5 protein-coding genes and 1 pseudogene are annotated in these 3,032 nt (G+C 68.0%); 4 read left to right on the top strand and 2 right to left on the bottom strand.

Annotated elements, in window-relative coordinates; genetic code table 11:
- Nucleotides 1-195 precede the first annotated feature (195 nt).
- The 3 genes and pseudogenes from JCM19049_RS10640 (at nucleotide 196) to JCM19049_RS20210 (ending at nucleotide 1,317) form a co-directional block, all read left to right on the top strand.
- On the top strand, nucleotides 196-567 hold the full coding sequence (locus JCM19049_RS10640; protein ID WP_054821580.1) for a hypothetical protein: 372 nt from the start codon (nucleotides 196-198) through the stop codon (nucleotides 565-567).
- 38 nt (nucleotides 568-605) lie between these two features.
- A pseudogene (locus JCM19049_RS20215) lies at nucleotides 606-1,001 on the top strand (DUF3159 domain-containing protein); the annotation flags it as partial.
- 52 nt (nucleotides 1,002-1,053) lie between these two features.
- Nucleotides 1,054-1,317: a DUF3159 domain-containing protein gene (locus tag JCM19049_RS20210; RefSeq protein WP_279402966.1), complete on the top strand. Its 264-nt coding sequence runs from the start codon at nucleotides 1,054-1,056 to the stop codon at nucleotides 1,315-1,317.
- Between the two features lie 9 nt (nucleotides 1,318-1,326).
- Here the strand turns inward: JCM19049_RS20210 and JCM19049_RS10630 are convergent, their stop codons facing one another.
- Both JCM19049_RS10630 and JCM19049_RS10625 read right to left on the bottom strand, forming a co-directional pair.
- Nucleotides 1,327-1,992, bottom strand: a complete 666-nt coding sequence (locus JCM19049_RS10630; protein WP_054821579.1) for a TrkA family potassium uptake protein — start codon at nucleotides 1,990-1,992, stop codon at nucleotides 1,327-1,329.
- A gap of 15 nt (nucleotides 1,993-2,007) precedes the next feature.
- Nucleotides 2,008-2,682: a TrkA family potassium uptake protein gene (locus tag JCM19049_RS10625; RefSeq protein WP_054821578.1), complete on the bottom strand. Its 675-nt coding sequence runs from the start codon at nucleotides 2,680-2,682 to the stop codon at nucleotides 2,008-2,010.
- Between the two features lie 158 nt (nucleotides 2,683-2,840).
- Here JCM19049_RS10625 and JCM19049_RS20205 point away from each other — a divergent pair.
- Nucleotides 2,841-3,032: hypothetical protein (locus JCM19049_RS20205; RefSeq protein ID WP_279402965.1), on the top strand; the 192-nt coding region annotated here is incomplete at its 3' end.

The raw sequence follows: 3,032 nt of genomic DNA, 5'->3' as shown, positions 1-3,032 counted from the left end.
CCGTGGAGGAGCTGGTGCGCCAGGTCGTGGTGGACCGCGGGGACCGGCCGCTGTCCGCCGCGTGAGCTGCTGCCGTTGAATGTGCCAAGCAACGCCACCACCCGCGCCGAGGCCCCGGCCGGGCAGCCCGAGGTACAGCGCCCGGAACGCGGGCCGGAAATCACGCAGATCGGCTAGCTGGAACGGAACGCTGACATGGTTGGCAAGACACAGGTTTCGGTCAGTGCGCTGCCGCAGAGCGCCACGGTCCGCCACCTGCAGAACCTGGAACAGATGCCCGAACGCGGCCGCATCGAACACACCGGCTATATCCAGTCGGTGACCCATGTGCCGCCGGGGGAGGCGCCGCGGCTGACCGCGACCGTGGTGGACCAGTTGGCCCGCCCAGGGGTGCGTCGGCGCACCGCCCCGCACGTGCGGCTGCTGTTCATGGGCCAGAAGCGGGTGCCGGGGATCAAGCCCGGGGTGAAGATCCGCTACTCGGGGATGCTGAGCCTGGTGGACCAGGTTCCCACGGTGCACAACCCGCGCTACCTGATCCTGCCGCAGGAACGCCCGCAGGCCTAGCCGCCCCGGCGGCCTCTTTGACACTGAATGCGAGTGAGATGACCCAAACGCCCGATTCCCCCGAGCAGCCCGGCACCCGTGGTGAACCGGACCCGTCGCTGGCACAGCGCCTGGGATCCTCGGCGCACCTGAGCAAGAACGCGGCCGGGCACATCGATGTGATGGCCAGCATCGGGGGAGTGCGCGGGGTGCTGGAAACCGTGGTCCCCGGATTCCTGTTTGTGCTGCTCTTCGCCCTCACCCGGCAGCTGGACGTGGCGCTGATCGCCGCGATCGCGGTGGGTGCGGTGTTCATGATTGCCCGGCTGGTCAAGCGTTCCTCGCTCACCCAGTCGGTCAGTGGGCTGGTGGGCATCCTGATCTGCGCGCTGGCCGCGCGCAGCAGCGGGGAGGCCAAGGACTACTACGTTCCCGGATTCTTCATTGTCGGAGCCTACCTGCTGGCAATGGTGATCTCGATCGCGATCAAGTGGCCGCTGGCTGGGGGTGCTCTACGGGTTCCTGCGCCAGGAGGGCACCGACTGGCGCCAGCAGCCCGCACGGCTGCGCCGCTATGCGATCGCCACCTGGATCATGGCGGCGGTGTTCGCCGCCCGGCTGGCCGTGCAGCTTCCGCTGTACTTCACCGACCAGGTGGTGGCCCTGGGCATCAGCCGCCTGGTGATGGGGGTGCCGCTGTACGCGGCGGGTCTGTGGTTCGCATGGATGATTTCCCGCCCCGCCAGCCAGATCACGGCACAGCAGGACTAGCCGGCGCGCTCAGCGCCGGGTTTCGCGCAGCACCTTGCGCAGCTGCTCGCGCGCTTCTTCGGTGGTCAAGAAGAACAGCGCGTCCCCGCCCTCGATGACGTCGTCACGGGTGGGCGGGAAGGGCGACTTGTCGCGCACCACCGAGACCATGGTGGTGTCCTCGGGCCACGGGACCCGTCCCATGGTGCGCCCGATCAGCGCCGAATCGTGGGGCACGGTGAATTCCACCAGGTGCACCGCCCCGCTTTTCAGGCTCAGCAGCTCCACCAGGTCCCCGACCTCCACGGCCTCCTCGACCAGCGCGGTCATCAGCCGCGGGGTACTGACCGCCACGTCCACACCCCACGCGTCGTCGAACATCCACTCGTTCTTCGGGTTGTTCACCCGCCCCACGGTGCGCCGCACCCCGAACTCGCTCTTGGCCAGCAGCGAGATCACCAGGTTGGCCTTGTCATCACCGGTGGCCGAAACCACCACGTCAAAATCGTCCAGCCCGGCGCGCTGCAGCACCACCAGCTCGCAGGCGTCCCCGCGCAGCCAGCGGGCCTCGGGCAGCTCCTGCTGCTCGGACGGATCCGGGTCACGGTCAATGATCAGCACCTGGTGCCCGTTGTTCAGCAGTTCGCGCGCGATGGAGGAACCCACCGAGCCGGCACCGGCAATCATCACCTTCATATGTGGCTCTCCGTTCTAGTCCTGCGCCTGGCGCGGGGCGGTGGCCAGGATCTTTTCCACGTCGCTGCTTTCGTCCACGCGCATCATCACGTGCACCAGGTCCCCGCCCTGCAGCCGGGTATTGCTCTGCGGGATGATGCCCTCCCCGAACCGGGTCAGGTAGGCGATGCGCACCCCGGCGGCCCGCTCCAGGGACTTGACCTGGTGGCCGTACCAGTCCGCATGCAGCGCCACCTCGGTGAGCATCAGCCGGCCGGAGGATTCCCGAAAGTCCCCGCGCATCGAATGTTCGGGCAGGATCCGGCGCAGCACCTGGTCCGCGCTCCAGCGCACCGCCGCGACGGTGGGGATGCCCAGGCGCTGGTAGATTTCGGCGCGGCCCGGGTCATAAATGCGCGCCACCACGTGCTGCACGTTGTAGGTTTCGCGCGCCACCCGGGTGGCCAGGATGTTGGAGTTGTCCCCGCTGGAGACCGCGGCGAAGGCGTAGGCCTCACGGATGCGCGCCGCTTCCAGGGTGTCGCGGTCAAAGCCGACCCCGGTGACGGTGTCCCCGGAGAAGTCCTCGCCCAACGCGCCGAAGGCCCGCTCGTTCTGGTCGATGACCGTGACCGAATGCCCGGCCGCGTCCAGGGTCAGGGCCAGTGTCGCCCCGACCCGGCCGCAGCCCATGATCACGAAGTGGGCCATCGCATACTCCTTTGGTTCGCTGCCATCCTTCCCGGGCGCCGGCCCGGGGCGTGCCGGCAAAACCGGCACTGCATTAGTCTGCCACGTTTTGCCCATGCCGCCTGGGTGTGGGCGGCAGAGACTTCAGCATGCCGCGCGTGCTGTTATACCGTTGATGCGTGCCTGCATTCTTTGATGGTGTCAAACGCTTGCTGGTGGGCAAGCCGTTTCGCACCGAGCGGTTGAAACGCAAACCGCTGCCGCCAAAAATCGCGCTGCCGATCTTCTCCTCCAGCGCCCTGTCCTCGCTGGCCTATGCCCCCGATGAGATCCTGCTGACCCTGGCCACCGCCGGGGTGGCCGCCACCCTG

It is taken from the genome of Arthrobacter sp. JCM 19049 (genome assembly GCF_001310435.1).
This window is presented reverse-complemented; position numbering and strand designations above follow the sequence as displayed.